Annotated in this window: 11 protein-coding genes; 4 read left to right on the top strand and 7 right to left on the bottom strand. The window is 74.1% G+C overall.

Annotated features, from left to right (window positions below; all coding sequences use genetic code 11):
- Positions 1–185: 185 nt before the first annotated feature.
- On the bottom strand, positions 186–1,520 hold the full coding sequence (locus tag ABT048_RS00055; protein ID WP_350518970.1) for an aminotransferase-like domain-containing protein: 1,335 nt from the start codon (positions 1,518–1,520) through the stop codon (positions 186–188).
- A 180-nt stretch (positions 1,521–1,700) separates the two neighbouring features.
- On the opposite strand from ABT048_RS00055, the gene ABT048_RS00050 reads away from it, so the two are divergent.
- Positions 1,701–2,363: a LysE family translocator gene (locus tag ABT048_RS00050; protein WP_350518969.1), complete on the top strand. Its 663-nt coding sequence runs from the start codon at positions 1,701–1,703 to the stop codon at positions 2,361–2,363.
- 75 nt (positions 2,364–2,438) lie between these two features.
- Here ABT048_RS00050 and ABT048_RS00045 read toward each other — a convergent pair whose 3' ends face one another.
- The 4 genes from ABT048_RS00045 to ABT048_RS00030 all read right to left on the bottom strand — a co-directional run bounded on the left by ABT048_RS00045 (position 2,439) and on the right by ABT048_RS00030 (position 5,526).
- Positions 2,439–3,488: a serine hydrolase domain-containing protein gene (locus tag ABT048_RS00045; protein ID WP_350518968.1), complete on the bottom strand. Its 1,050-nt coding sequence runs from the start codon at positions 3,486–3,488 to the stop codon at positions 2,439–2,441.
- Entirely contained in the window at positions 3,485–4,423 is a 939-nt protein-coding gene (locus ABT048_RS00040; RefSeq protein ID WP_350518967.1) for a DUF6895 family protein, read from the bottom strand. Before ABT048_RS00040 ends, ABT048_RS00045 begins: the two co-directional genes overlap by 4 nt.
- A complete protein-coding gene (locus tag ABT048_RS00035) occupies positions 4,420–5,241 on the bottom strand; it encodes a hypothetical protein (RefSeq protein WP_350518966.1) in 822 nt (273 codons plus the stop codon). Before ABT048_RS00035 ends, ABT048_RS00040 begins: the two co-directional genes overlap by 4 nt.
- Before the next feature lie 78 nt (positions 5,242–5,319).
- On the bottom strand, positions 5,320–5,526 hold the full coding sequence (locus tag ABT048_RS00030) for a hypothetical protein (RefSeq protein ID WP_350518965.1): 207 nt from the start codon (positions 5,524–5,526) through the stop codon (positions 5,320–5,322).
- Positions 5,527–5,680: 154 nt separating this feature from the next.
- Here ABT048_RS00030 and ABT048_RS00025 point away from each other — a divergent pair, with 154 nt between their 5' ends.
- Both ABT048_RS00025 and ABT048_RS00020 read left to right on the top strand, forming a co-directional pair.
- On the top strand, positions 5,681–6,454 hold the full coding sequence (locus ABT048_RS00025) for an SDR family NAD(P)-dependent oxidoreductase (RefSeq protein WP_350518964.1): 774 nt from the start codon (positions 5,681–5,683) through the stop codon (positions 6,452–6,454).
- 189 nt (positions 6,455–6,643) lie between these two features.
- Positions 6,644–8,563, top strand: a complete 1,920-nt coding sequence (locus ABT048_RS00020; protein WP_350518963.1) for an ABC transporter ATP-binding protein — start codon at positions 6,644–6,646, stop codon at positions 8,561–8,563.
- A gap of 137 nt (positions 8,564–8,700) precedes the next feature.
- Here ABT048_RS00020 and ABT048_RS00015 read toward each other — a convergent pair whose 3' ends face one another.
- Positions 8,701–9,369: a lysophospholipid acyltransferase family protein gene (locus ABT048_RS00015; RefSeq protein WP_350518962.1), complete on the bottom strand. Its 669-nt coding sequence runs from the start codon at positions 9,367–9,369 to the stop codon at positions 8,701–8,703.
- 175 nt (positions 9,370–9,544) lie between these two features.
- On the opposite strand from ABT048_RS00015, the gene ABT048_RS00010 reads away from it, so the two are divergent.
- Positions 9,545–9,757: an EF-hand domain-containing protein gene (locus tag ABT048_RS00010; protein WP_224282188.1), complete on the top strand. Its 213-nt coding sequence runs from the start codon at positions 9,545–9,547 to the stop codon at positions 9,755–9,757.
- A 137-nt stretch (positions 9,758–9,894) separates the two neighbouring features.
- Here the strand turns inward: ABT048_RS00010 and ABT048_RS00005 are convergent, their stop codons facing one another.
- Complete coding sequence (locus tag ABT048_RS00005) at positions 9,895–12,099, bottom strand: bifunctional glycosyltransferase/CDP-glycerol:glycerophosphate glycerophosphotransferase (protein ID WP_350518961.1); 2,205 nt, start codon at positions 12,097–12,099, stop codon at positions 9,895–9,897.
- Positions 12,100–12,430 lie beyond the last annotated feature (331 nt).

The raw sequence follows: 12,430 nt of genomic DNA, 5'->3' as shown, positions 1-12,430 counted from the left end.
GACGGCTCGTAACGGGTAGCAGGTAACAGATGACAGGCGACAGCTGACAGATGATGAAATCTGTCAGCTGTTCGCTGTTCGCTGTTCGCTGTTCGCTGTTCGTCGTTCGCCCGTCGCCCGTCGCCCGTCGCCCGTCGCCCGTCGCCCGTCGCCCGTCGCCCGTCGCCCGTCAACCCGTCACGCCGTCACCGTCCGCCCTCCCCGTCCGTCGCGATCCGCGCCAGCGTCTCCAGCGCCCGTGCCAGGACCGGCAGCGGCGGCGAGGCGAGCGCGACCCTGACGGCGGACGGCGAGCGCCGCGGATCCACGGCGAACGCCGTCGCGGGCGTGACCGAGATCCCGGCGCGTGCCGCCGCCGCAACGAAGGCCTCCGCCCGCCAGGCCCCCGGCAACTCCCACCACAGGTAGTACGAGCAGGGGTCGGCCCGCAGGCGCTGCCCCGTCAGCGCCTCGCGCGCCAGCAGCTGCCGGGCCGCCGCGTCGGCTCGCTTCGCCGCCTCGACCGCGGCCAGTGAGCCGTCCCCGATCCAGCGCACCGCCGCCTCCAGTGCGAACCCGCTCGGCGTCCACCCACCCGAGCGCAGCGCGCCCGCCACCCGTTCGCGCAGCGCAGCCGGGACGGCCGCGAACCCGCTGGTCAGCCCGGGGGCCAGCCGCTTGGAGAGGCTGTCCACCAGCACGGTGCGCTCCGGCGCCAGCGCGGCCAACGGCGTCAGGTCGGGCCGCAGGAACGACCAGACGGCGTCCTCGACCACCGGCAGGCCGAGCCGCCGCAGCTCTTCCACGAGCCCCGCCGCCCGCTCGTGCGGCATGCTCGTGCCGAGCGGGTTCTGCAGCCGGGGCTGCAGGTACACGGCGCGCAGCGGCGCGGCCCGGTGGGCGGCTGCGACGGCGTCCGGCACCAGCCCGTCCTCGTCCATGGCCAGCGGCACCAGCCGGATGCCCAGCCGCTCGGCCACCGCCTTGACCACCGGATACGTGAGCGCCTCCACCCCCAGTCGCTGCCCGGGCGGCACCAGCGCGGAGAGCGCCCCCGCGATGGCCTGCCGCCCGTTGCCCGCGAACAGCAGGTCCGCGGCGTCGACCTCCCAGGAGCCGGTCGAGAGCAGGCCGGCGAGGGCCCGCCGGGCCGCGCCCGTTCCGGCCGCGCCGATCGGCCGCAGGGCGTCCCCGAGCGCGTCCGTGCGGAGCAGTGGCGCCAGTCCGCCCGCCAGCAGCTCGGCCTGTCCGGGCACGACGGGGTAGTTGAGTTCCAGGTCCAGGGGCCCGGCGGCGGGTTCGGCGAGAGCGATCCGTGCGCCGTCCGCCCCCCGTCCGGCCCGGACGAAGGTCCCGCGCCCGACCTCCCCGACGGTCAGCCCGCGCCGGGCCAGTTCCCGGTAGACCCGCCCGGCCGTCGAGGCGGCGATGCCCCGGCTTCGGGCGAACGCACGCTGGGTGGGCAGCTGCTGTCCCGGCCGCAGCCGCCCGTCGGCGATGTCGGTGGCGACCCGGTCGGCGATCAGGCGGTAGTCGTCCATCGGTGGCGGGCCCTCCGTGTGCCGTACCGGTGCGCCGTGCCCCCGGGCCCCACCCGAGCGCCGCGCCCCCCGGGCCGCGCCCCTCAGCCGCGCCCATGGGCCGCACCGTCCTCGGGGCACATTGCACCGAGTGCAAAGCCATCATTGCATCGAGCCGGTCACCCGTCCTAGCCTCCCTCCATGGACGCGTTGACTACCGCCGTGGACGGCCACGCCGTGCTCGGGATCGCCGCCGTGGCGCTGGGCATGGTGCTGTCGCCGGGGCCCAACATGATCTACCTGGTCTCACGCTCGATAGCGCAGGGCCGTCGCGCCGGGCTGATCTCGCTGCTGGGGGTCGGCACCGGCTTCCTGGTGTACCTCGTCGCGGTGACGGCGGGGGTGGCCGCGGTGTTCTCGGTGGTGCCCGCCCTCTACACCGCGATCAAGCTGGCCGGCGCCGGCTATCTGCTCTGGCTGGCCTGGAAGGCGGTCAAGCCCGGTGGTACGGCGGTCTTCGCCCCGCAGCAGCTGCCGCCGGACCCGCCGCGCCGCCTCTTCACGATGGGCTTCCTGACCTGCCTGCTCAATCCCAAGATCGCCATCATGTACATCTCGCTGCTGCCCCAGTTCGTGGCGCCGGAGCGGGGTCACGTCGCCCTGCAGAGCCTGCTGCTGGGCCTGACCCAGATCGCGATCGCGATCACCGTCAACGGCCTGATCGCGATGAGCGCGGGCAGCATCGCCACCTTCCTCAACCGCCGTCCGGCCTGGCTGCGGGTCCAGCGCTACGTGATGGGCACCGTCCTGGCCGGTCTCGCCGTGCGCATCGCCGCCGACCGCGCCAAGGCGGTGGCGGTCTAGCCACGGCCTGCCATCGCCGCCCAGGTCCGGCGGTCCAGCGACGTCCTCGGATCGCCGCCTCGGTCCGGCGGTCCGTCAGCGCCCGGCCTGGCAGCCGGCCGCCGTCCGCAGCACCTCGTACGCGGCCTGCACGAACCGGCCGTCCAGGGTCGGCCCGGTGTTGGCCAGCGCCGCGACCGCGCACGCCGCCTCCCGGGAGAAGCCCACGAAGGCCGTGAAGCCCCGGGTCGCGCCGGTGTGGAAGTACAGCTCGCGCCCGCCCGAGCGGCGGCGGTTCCACACCAGGCACAGCTCGTCGGAGGAGTGCGGCCGCCGCAGCCGGGCCCGCTGGACCTCGCCCAGGGCCTCCTTCAACGCGCCTCCCCCGTCACCGGGTTGCGGTCCGTCGAGGTGTGCCCGGAGGTAGCGCAGCAGGTCGGCTCCGCTCGACCGGACGGCGCCGGCCCCGGGCAGTCCGGGGATGCTCCACGGCGGTGTCGCCCGGCCGCGCCGGTATCCGACGGCCCGGTCCGGCGCGTCCGGGGAGCAGCCGGTGGCGGTGAGGCCCAGGGGCCGGCAGACGCGTTCGGCGAGCAGGTCCCCGTACGGCAGTCCGCCCGTCTCGGCGAGCACCCGGCCGAGGAGTCCGACGCCGTAGTTGGAGTACCGGTACCGGCTACCGGGCCTGCTCCGTACGGTGGTTCGCGGCAGTGCGGCGCGCAACTTCTCCTCGCCGAACGCGGCGTACGGGTTGCCGGACCAGTTCGGGACGGCTCCCGCGAGCAGCCCGGGCGCCAGCCGGGGCAGCCCGGAGGTGTGGGTGGCCAGGTGCAGCAGCCGGATCGGTTCGGGCGAACGGACCGTCACCGGGCGCCAGTCGGGCGGCAGGAGGCGCTCCACCGGGTCGTCCAGGGCGAGTTCGCCGTGGGCGGCCAGCTCGGCGAGCAGCAGTGCGGTGAACGTCTTGCTGACCGAGCCGAGTTCGAAGACGGTGTCCGGCGTGCACGGGGCCGACCGCTCGTGCCCGAGGTGCCCGTGGCAGCGCACCTGGTCCTGATCCTCGCGTGCCACGGCCACCGTGACGGCGGTGGCGTACGGCGCGGCCGTCCGGACCGCTGCCCGGACGGCCGTGTCGAGCTCGTTCACCCGGCGGCCGCACCGGCGCCGCCGAGCGCCCGGGAGAGCAGGACCGTCGCGGCGACGACCGCCACCACGGCGGTGTGTTCGTGTGCCCGGATCGCCGACTCGGGGTCCTCTTCGACCGGTTCGGCGTCCCGCGGGACCAGGCCGTCCGCCCGCTGCACCGCGGCCAGGGCCTCCCAGCCGGAACTCCCCAGCATGGGACGGCCGATGCACGCATCGACGATCAGCAGCTCGCCGACGAGGTCCCACTGGCCGATCTCCATCCAGATGTCGAGCCAGACCGGCAGCCACGCGCGCAGGTAGTCGCGCATCGGTTCGGGCAGGTCCTCGGGCCGCGCGCCCCAGTCGGTGAGGTGGAAGACGGTGTGGGTGACCTGGTAGGCGATCGACCAGGCGATGGTCCACGGTTCGGGGAGCGCGCCGAGCCAGGTGCGGGCGGCGAGTTCGGCCCAGTCCGGCCGGTGGCTGAGCCCGATGACCCGCCGCGCGTTCGCCACCGCGAGCTGTCGGCTGCCCTGGATCTCGACCGCGTGGACGGCCCGCAGCCGGCTGATCGATTCGAGCAGCTCCTCCAGTGCGGCGTGCCGGTAGCCGACCCGGGCGAAGTGGGCGTACGTCTCCAGCGGGTCGGTGACCGTGACGTGCCGCAGCTGCCGCTCGTAGAGCATGTCGCCCTCGCGCAGTTGCGCCCAGGCGCCGTCGAGCATGTCGCGCGCGGCGCGGGCGTCCTGCGGTCCGGCGACGCCGTCGCGCAGCACCAGGGAGGAGGCCATCGCGGCCTCGCAGAGCGGCTTGTAGACGTCGTTCGGTTCGGCGAGGTCGATGATGGTGTTGTCGGCGAGCCTGCCCCAGCCGCCCTGGTAGCAGGTGTGCAGCCAGGACAGCGCGCGGGTGCCGAGCTGCTGGGCGGTGGCGAGCACCTCGGTGTCGGTGGTCATCGCGGGTTCCCCTCCGACAGGCGCTCGGCGATGGCGAGTTCGAGCCGGGTACGGACGGCGCCGATGCCGACGAGGCGGATCCGGTCCAGGATCGGCTCAACCTCCAGGTGCGGTGGCCGGTCCTCGGCGCCGGCCCAGGCGAGCCAGCGGGCGAGCCGGACGGCGGTGGTGAAGTCGCGCCGGAGCATGGCGCGGACGGCGCCGCGGGCGAGTGCCAGGTGGTCCGTGCGGGCGGCGTCGTGGACCGGGCCGTCCAGCCCGGGCAGGGCGAGCACGGACAGTTGTGCCATCCGGACGGACCAGGCCTGCCAGCCCAGCTCCGCCGGTCCGGGCAGCGGGGCGGGCACGTGGTCCGGGGCATGACCCGGCCCGCGATCCGACGCGGAACCCGGGGCATGACCCGGCCCGTGACCCGGCACGCGATCCGGCACGTGATCCGACGCGGAGTCCGGCACGGAACCCGGCGCGGTGTCCGCGTACGGTGTGCGGGCGAGCACCCGGCCGGCGGCCCAGTCCTGCCACGCGATGGCCTGCGCGGCCTCGGGGGAGGCCGGTACCGGCGCGGGGAAGGCCCGTCGGGCCTCGGCGAGCAGCGCGGCGGTGGGTCCGTCGGGCTCGGCTCCGGTGAGCAGCTGCGGGGCGAAGAGGTCCGCGCCGAGCACGCGGACCGCGGCCAGCAGCGGGCGGGGGACGACGGTGTCCGGGTCCGCGAGCGCGGCCGTACCCCCGCCGCCCCGGAGGGCGTCGAGGGTACGGCCCGCCACCCGCTCGACCGCCGCGGCGTACTCGTCACGGAGAGGGGTCTCGGCGAATGGCATGGTGGTGAGGTCCTCCTTCAGGAGGTCGGGCGTGGGCGCGGGGCCCCGTGGGGACGGGGCCCTGCGGACGGAGTGTGGCTACCGGGTCGGCTTCTCCTTGGGTCCCTTCGGGGACAGCAGGAGCAGGCCGAGCAACAGCAGGCCACCAGCGGCCTCGGGCAGGTACGTGGGCGCGTCGGACACGACGGCCTCGTCCTCCACCATCAGGCTGGCTAGGGTGTCGGCCTCGGTCGACGTCGCGGTGCGTGACGCCGAGGCGGTTTCGGTCCGGAACTGAGTAAGCATCAGATGTGCCTCCTCGTCTGGCTTTCACCGTCCGGTCGGGCGGTGCCCCTGTCCGACACTACGTGCACGATCGGGCACCTGCATCCGCAGTCCTGTGAGCTGGGACGTTGCACTCGGTGTGGGCTCGACTGCGGCGAGTCGGTACGGTCGGGGCATGACCACAGCCTTGATCACCGGCGCGACCGCCGGCATCGGAGCCGCGTTCGCCCGCCGGCTCGCCCGCAGCGGCTACCAGCTCGTCCTGGTGGCGAGGGACGCCGAGCGCCTGCAGCGCGCCGCCGCCGACCTGCACGGGAAGTACGGCGTCGAGACGGAGGTGCTGACCGCCGACCTCGCGACCGACGAGGGCATCGGCGCCGTCGAGGCCCGCCTCGCCGACCCCGCCCGCCCGGTGGACCTCCTGGTCAACAACGCCGGCTTCGGCAACAAGGGTGCCTTCGGGGCCGTCCCGCTGCAGGACGAGCTGGACATGGTGAAGGTGCACATCGAGGCGATCCTGCGGCTGACCACGGCCGCACTGCCCGGGATGCGCGAGCGCCGCCGCGGTGCGATCGTCAACGTCGCCTCGGTGGCGGCCTTCCTGCCGCGCGGCACCTACGGGGCGAGCAAGGCGTGGGTGGTCAGCTTCACCCAGGGCGTGCTGCGTGACCTGGGCGGTACGGGCGTGCGGATGATGGCGTTGTGCCCGGGCTTCACCCGGACGGAGTTCCACGAGCGCGCGGGCATGGGCACCGGCAACATCCCGTCCTGGTCCTGGCTCTCTGCCGAGCGGGTGGTGGACGAGGCGATGCGCGACCTGGCCCGCGGCCGGTCGTTGTCCGTGCCGGGCAAGCGGTACAAGGTCGCGGTGGCGATCGCCCGGTTGCTGCCGCCCGGCGGACTGGGCGGCCTCTCCTCGAAGGCGGCGCGCACGTACCGCACCGACTGACGCCGGTGCCCCGGGCGGTCGGCCGTGCGGCTCGGGCCCGACGGGAATAGAGCGAATCTCACTATTAGCTTGTCTAACTATGAGCTATCCTCGCTATATCCATCCCGTCCACCCGTCACACCGCGCGTCCGACCGCCCGTCCGGGCGCTCGTCCCGGCGCCGGTCCGACCGACCCAGGGAGGCCCGCCCTTGAGGCAAGCCGCCATCGACTGGACCCCGCCCGCGCGCGCCGAGGGCGATTCCCGCCCGCCGGCCCCGTGGCGGCGCATCCTCGCCCTCTTCCGCCCCTACCGCGGCCGTCTCGCCACCGTCGGGCTGCTGGTCGCCGCCTCCGCGGTGGTCTCGGTCGTCTCGCCGTTCCTGCTGCGGGCCGTCCTGGACACCGCCATCCCGCAGGGCCGCACCGGCCTGCTCAGCCTGCTCGCGCTCGGGATGATCCTCACCGCCGTGGTGAACAGCATCTTCAACGTCCTGCAGACGCTGATCTCCACCACCGTCGGCCAGCGCGTCATGCACGACCTGCGCACCGCCGTCTACGGGCACCTGCAGCGGCAGTCGCTGGCCTTCTTCACCCGCACCCGCACGGGCGAGGTGCAGTCCCGGATCGCCAACGACATCGGCGGCATGCAGTCCACGGTGACGTCCACCGCGACCAGCCTGGTCTCCAACCTCACCGCGGTGGTCGCCTCCGTCGTGGCCATGGTCGCCCTCGACTGGCGGCTCACCGTCGTCTCCCTCCTCCTGCTCCCGCTGTTCGTCTGGATCAGCCGCCGGGTCGGCCAGGAGCGGAAGAAGATCACCACCGAGCGGCAGAAGCAGCTGGCCGCGATGAGCTCGGCCGTCCAGGAGTCGCTCTCGGTCAGCGGCATCCTGCTCGGCCGCACGATGGGCCGCTCCGACTCGCTCGCCCGCGAGTTCACCCAGCAGTCCGACCAGCTCGCCGACCTGGAGGTCCGGGCCAGCATGGCCGGGCGGTGGCGGATGAACACCATCCAGATCGTGATGGCCGCCATGCCCGCACTGATCTACTGGGCCGCCGGGCTGACCTCCGCCGCCGGCGCGCCGATCGTCTCGGTCGGCACCCTGGTCGCCTTCGTCACCCTCCAGCAGGGCCTCTTCCGCCCCACCGTGAGCCTGCTGTCCACCGGCGTGGACGTCCAGACCTCGCTCGCGCTCTTCCAGCGCATCTTCGAGTACCTCGACCTTCCGGTGGAGATCGCCGAACCGGCCGACCCGGTCACGCTCGCCGCCCCCCGCGGCGAGGTCCGCTTCGAGGGCGTCGACTTCCGCTACGACCCCGCGCAGGAGCGCCCGACCCTCGCCGGCCTCGACCTCACGGTCCCCGCCGGGAGCTCGCTGGCCGTGGTCGGCGAGACCGGCTCGGGCAAGACCACCCTCAGCTACCTCGTCCCGCGGCTGTACGACGTCACCGGCGGCCGGGTCACCCTGGACGGCGTCGACGTCCGCGAGCTCTCCTTCGACACCCTGGCCCGCGCGGTCGGCGTGGTCTCCCAGGAGACGTACCTCTTCCACGCCTCGGTCGCCGACAACCTGCGCTTCGCCAAGCCCGGCGCCACCGACGCCGAACTGGTCGAGGCCGCCCGGGCCGCACAGGTCCACGACACCATCGCCGCCCTGCCGGACGGCTACGACACCCTGGTCGGCGAGCGCGGCTACCGCTTCTCCGGCGGCGAGAAGCAGCGCCTCGCACTCGCCCGGACGATCCTGCGCAACCCGCCGGTGCTCATCCTCGACGAGGCCACCAGCGCGCTCGACAACCGCACCGAGCGCGCCGTCCAGCAGGCCGTGGACACCCTCGCGGCCGGCCGCACCACCATCACCATCGCGCACCGGCTCTCCACCGTCCGCGCCGCCGACCAGATCGCCGTCCTGGACCACGGGGTGGTGGTGGAACTCGGCACCCACGAGGAGCTGGTGGAGCTGGACGGCCGGTACGCGGCCCTGCTGCGCCGGGAAGCGCCGGAGGCGGCCGCCCGGCCGGAGGGGGGCGGTCTTGTGGAGTCCGGTCCGGTGGAGGACGTCCTGTCGGGGGAGGTGCCGCCGGCGGGCAAGGCGCTGCTCACGGAGGCCGCCCTCCGTCGGGCCTGATCCCGTCGGGCTGAACCCACGGGCCTGAACCCACGGGCCTGAACCCACGGGCCTGAACCCACGGGCCTGAACCCACGGGCCTGATCCCGCCGGCCGGACCGGTCCGTCGGGAGTGGCGCCCGTCGAGTCGCCGTCGGCTAGGCCGCCTTCGGGACCTCGTTGTAGTTCTCCGCGACCTCCTGGCCGGAGAGCCGCTGGATCGCCGCCATCACCTCGTCGGTCACCTGCCGACGCGCCTTCAACGAGCGGGCCTGCCCGTGCAGCTCGTCGAAGTGCAGCGGCTCGCCGAAGCGGACCGTCACCTTCTTCAGCCGCGGCACCCGCTTGCCCACCGGCAGGATCTGCTCCGGCCCCTCCAGCGCCACCGGCACCACCGGGACGCCCGCGGTGAGCGCGAGCCAGGCGACGCCCGTCTTCCCCCGGTAGAGGCGGCCGTCCAGGGAGCGGGTGCCCTCGGGGTAGATGCCGAAGGCCTTGCCGTCCTCCAGGATCTCCAGCGCCGACTCCAGCGAGGCCTGAGCGGAACGGTAGGTGCCGCGCTCGACCGGCACCGCGCCGATCGCCTCGAAGAAGCCCTTGGAGAGCCTGCCCTTGAGCCCGGCGCCGGTGAAGTACTCGGCCTTGGCGAGGAAGTGGACCCGGCGCGGGGAGGTCAGCGGGATCACCACGCTGTCGATGAACGACAGGTGGTTGCTGGCCAGGATCACCCCGCCCTTGCGCGGGACGTTCTCGACCCCCTCGATGACCGGCCGCCAGATTCCCCGCGAAGCCGGTTTCAGCACCAGCTTGGTGACGAGGTCGAGCACGATTCCCTCCCTGGACGAACTACCGCCCGGGAGGTGCCCGGGCCACGATCAGATCCGCAGACTACGACACCCACCCCCGCGCCCGTCCACTCCCGCCGCCCGTGGTGCGCACCACGGGCGGGTAGGGTACGGCCGTCCGAACAGAGCAACACCCCGCAGTACCCAGGAGGGCACGATGGAGACCACCGAGGCGATCAAGGCCTTTTTCGACCGCTTCGACAAGGACGGCGACGGCAAGATCACGGCGGCCGAGTACGCGCTGGCCGCGAACGAGATGGGCGACCACGACGTCACCCTCTCGATGGCCGAGGCCCTGATCCACAGCATGGACACCAACCACGACGGTGTCCTGACCTTCGAGGAGTTCCTGGCCGCCCGCCAGCGCTGAGCCCGCACCGAACGGGGCCGGGCGCCGTACCGGCGGCGCCCGGCCCCGTTCGGCGCCCGGCCCGGTTCGTCGGCCCGGACCCGTTCCGCGGCTCCACCGCCTCCCGCTGCGGGCCCTGCCGCCCGCCGACCGCCCGGTTACCGCCCGCCGTTCACCGGGAACACCCGGCGCACCACCCGCTCCGCCGCCCCGCCGTCGTCCCAGACGCAGAACTTCGCGCGGAACCGTGCCCGCGCCCCCGGCGCCGGATCGCCCGCCAGCAGCGCCCGCGCCAACTCGTCCGCGGTCTCCGTGACCGCGCCCGGCGGCTCCGCGAACAGGTCGAAGTAGACGCCGCGCTCCCGCTGGTAGTCCGCCCAGTCCGGGGCGAAGATCACCACCGGCCGGTCCAGCACCGCGTAGTCGAACATCATCGACGAGTAGTCCGTCACCAGTACGTCCGCCGCGAGGTAGAGGTCCTCGACGGTCGGGTGCGACGAGACGTCCACGATCTCCGCCGCCTGCCCGTCGGCCGTCAGGTCGCCCGGCCCGCCGGTGTGGAAGTAGTGCGTGCGCACCAGCAGCGTGAAGTCCGGGCCCAGTCGGCGGGCCAGCTCGGCCACGTCGAGCAGCGGCACGTAGCCGCCCTTGCCGCCGCGGTGGGTCGGCGCGTACAGCACCGCCCGGGTGCCCGGGCGCAGCCCCAGGCGCTCGCGCATCGCGCGCACCTCGTCCGGGGCGGCGTCGGCCAGCCGGTCGTTGCGCGGGTAGCCGGTGTCCAGCATCTCGTACCGGCCGGGGAAGGCGCGGGCGAAGTGCTCGCTGGTGTGCGGGTTGGGGGAGACCAGGAAGTCCCAGCGGTCGACGGCCTCCTGGAGCAGGTCGAAGTCCATCCCCTCCGCCGCCGCCGGGCGGTCGCGCAGGTCCATGCCCATGGCCTTGAGCGGGGTGCCGTGCTGGGTCTGCACGTGCACCGAGCCCGGCCGCTTGACCATCGTGCGCGGGAAGTTGACGTTGTTGACGAAGTACTTGGCGGTCGCCATCGTCTTGAGGTACGCGGGGGTGTTGACGATTACGTACGGCACCCCGGGGGGCAGCGTGGCGGCCTGCCGGCGGTTCTCCACCACCCACACGCCCCGGATCCGCGGCGCGAGTTCCTTCGCCTTCTCGTAGATCGCCGCCGGACTGCACGCGTACCCCCGGTGCCAGTACGCGGCGTAGACCGCCAGGTGCTCGTCCAGCGGCAGCCGGCGGAAGGCGTTGTACGCCGTGAACCGGGCGCCGCTGCGCACCCCCTTCTTCACCGCGGGCGCCACCGCCCGTGCCCCGCGCTTGAGTTCGCGCGGCAGCCGGCCGGTGCGGCGCAGCTCGGCGTAGGCGATCCGGGCGCCGCGCGCGGCCAGCCGGTACTGCACGCCGCGCACCCCGCCGGGGTAGTGGTAGCCGGCCGGGCGGTGGCGGTCGAAGTGCCGGGCGATCCGCTGGAAGAACTCCTTGCGCAGGCCGGCGGGGACCAGCCCGGGGGTGTCGTAGACGTTCAGCGCCTGGCGGACGGTGCGGTCGAAGACCAGGGCGCGCAGCGACTCCGGGACGGGCCGGCCGGGGCGGTCCGGGCGGTCCAGGAAGGCGAAGATCGCGTCGTACTGGGCGAAGACGTCGGCGTGCTTGGGGGAGGCGGTGGCGGTGATCGCGCCGTCCCGGCCGCGCCGGTAGTTGTAGCAGGGGCGGTCGACGTAGCGCAGCCGCTCGGCGGCGAGCAGCGCCGGGTAGGTGACCGAGATGTCCTCGTAGTAGCCGCGGCCGAAGGAGACGCCGAGGCCGTCCAGGAACGCGCGGCGGAACACCTTGTTCCAGACCGACATCACGGTCTGGAACAGCGCCGGGTGCTCGGCCAGGGTGCAGCCCTCGACCAGCGGGGAGCCGGTCAGCACGTGGCGCCAGGGGTTGGACTCCGTCCCGCCGTCCGGGTAGACGTGGGTGAAGTCGGTGATCAGCACGTCGGCGGGGGTCTCCCGGCGGCGCTCCTGCGCCAGCTCGTCGAGGATCACGCTGACGGTCCGCTCGGGCACCCAGTCGTCGCTGTCGAGGAACCAGACGTACTCGCCGCGGGCCTGCGGCAGGGCGGCGGTGCGGGCACCGCCGAGGCCCTGGTTCTCGGTGAGGTGCAGCACCCGCAGCCGGTGGTCGCGGGCCGCGTAGGCGTCCAGGATCGCGCCGGAGCCGTCGGGGGAGAGGTCGTCGACCGCGATGACCTCGAAGCGGGATTCCAGGGCGGGGGTGTCGCCGAGGATCGAGTCGAGGCAGCGCGGCAGGTACCGCTCCACGCCGTGGACCGGGAGCACGATGCTGAGGAGGAGGGACACGCTGGCCGAGTCTACCGATCCACCGGGCGCGACCTGCGTGGACGTCCGGTACGGGGGCTCGCCCCGGGATCCGGCGGCCTCACCGGGGGCCGGGCCCGTTGGTGGGGGTGGCGGCGGCAGGGCGGCGGGGCGGCGGCAGCGGGGTGGGAGGGCCAGGGCTGGGGCCTGGGCGGGTCCGGGGGATTTGTCGACGATCCGTGGGGTGGGACCCGGGACCGGGGGGGGGGGGGGGCCCCCCCGGGGGGCCCCCCCCCCCGGGGGGGGGCGGGGGCCCCCCCCCCCCCGCGTCCCCGGCGCCGGCCGCCCCCCCCGGGGGGGCGGCCCACGCAGG

The organism is Kitasatospora sp. NPDC096140, from assembly GCF_040303045.1.
In the GTDB taxonomy this organism is placed as follows: Bacteria; Actinomycetota; Actinomycetes; order Streptomycetales; family Streptomycetaceae; genus Kitasatospora.
This window is presented reverse-complemented; position numbering and strand designations above follow the sequence as displayed.